Genomic DNA, 1309 nt, shown 5'->3' on the forward strand with positions numbered 1-1309 from the left:
CCGCTCCGAAAGACTTATGCAACGCTGAACAAAGCAGAACTTTGCCCAGCATCGCTGCTTTCTTCCTGCTTCAGCGACCCATGACTAGCGGCAGAGTTCACCCCTACCACCCCGCCAGAGGGATCTCCACAGGCGTCACTTCCCCCAGAGCTTGAGGTAGTTCTGTACCACCGCAACAGGTTTAGGGCTGCATTCAAGTCGCGGTCTAGCTCCAGACCACAACACGGGCAGCAGAACATCCTTTCCTGTAGCGGCATCTTCTGTCGGTGCCCACAGTTGGCTGGACGGATAAAACCTATCCGCCACCACCACCTGACAGCCGTAGAGCCGGGCCTTATACTCTAGCTGTCGCCGAAACTCGTAAAAGCCACAATCTGACAGCGCTCCTGCCAGCTTGTGGTTCTTAAGCAGGTTCTTCACCTGCAAGTCCTCAATCACCACTACCCGATATTTCTTGGCCAGGTAGGTCGTTAGCTTGTGCAGATTGTCTTGCCGAATGTCTGCCACCCGCTTATGGGCCTTAGCGAGCTGTGCTACTGCCTTCTTACGGTTAGCGGATCCCTTCTGCTTACGACTCAGTCGCCGTTGCAGCCTGGCCAGACGCTTCTTCGCTTTGTAATAGGGCTTTGGATTCTCGAATACTTCCCCGTCGGAACAGGTGGCCAAGCGATTGATACCTAAGTCTACTCCCACAACTTCCCCGGTCTTCTCCACCTGAGGCGCCGGAGCTTCATACTTGAAGGAGACATACCAATGTCCAGCGCGAAGACTAATGACCACGTTCTTGGGTGTGGCAGTGGGGAGCAGCTCCGCACAGCGTAACCAACCAAGGATAGGTACCTTGATGCGGTCACCAGAGATGCGGATGCTACCTTCCAAGTAAAAGCTGTCTCGCACTCCCTTGCGTTTGAAGCGGGGGAACTTCCCCAACCCACTCCGCCAGCGCTTAAAGGCTTGCTCCAAGTTGCGGAGGGCCTGCTGAGGAGCGCATTTGGAGACCTGGTAGTACCAGGGATTTTCTTTCTTCACCTCGGCTACCAAGCGCTTGTGCAGGTCAATAGCCGTGGGTAGCTTCTGTTTGGATTCAACAGCCTGCTTGCAGATAGCCAGACCCCAGTTGTAGGCGTGACGAGCTACCCCTGCATGCTGAGCGGCCAAGGTCTTTTGCCGGTTATTTAGTTCCAATCGGGTGCAAAAACCTAGCAACATAACTTTGGGATAGCCGCGGCAGCACGCTTAATTCAGTATGGCTATTTTAGTTCCGTAAGACAATATGTTGTTCAGTAAATTCAGGACTAGAGGCTTGCCC

2 protein-coding genes are annotated in these 1309 nt (G+C 54.0%); both read right to left on the reverse strand.

What is annotated here, in order from left to right:
• Nucleotides 1-14: 14 nt before the first annotated feature.
• Nucleotides 15-239 carry a hypothetical protein gene (locus NW848_RS00110; protein ID WP_414402462.1) on the reverse strand — a complete coding sequence of 75 codons (225 nt, stop codon included), beginning with the start codon at nucleotides 237-239 and terminating at the stop codon, nucleotides 15-17.
• Nucleotides 136-1185: an RNA-guided endonuclease InsQ/TnpB family protein gene (locus NW848_RS00115; RefSeq protein ID WP_414402461.1), complete on the reverse strand. Its 1050-nt coding sequence runs from the start codon at nucleotides 1183-1185 to the stop codon at nucleotides 136-138. The genes NW848_RS00110 and NW848_RS00115 overlap by 104 nt, the downstream gene beginning before the upstream one ends.
• Nucleotides 1186-1309: the final 124 nt, after the last annotated feature.

It is taken from the genome of Synechococcus sp. RC10A2, assembly GCF_047502605.1.

What these genes read in the sequence shown, in the direction of transcription:
- NW848_RS00110 (WP_414402462.1), bottom strand. Translation starts at nt 239, where the DNA reads ATGTTCTGCTGCCCGTGTTGTGGTCTGGAGCTAGACCGCGACTTGAAT.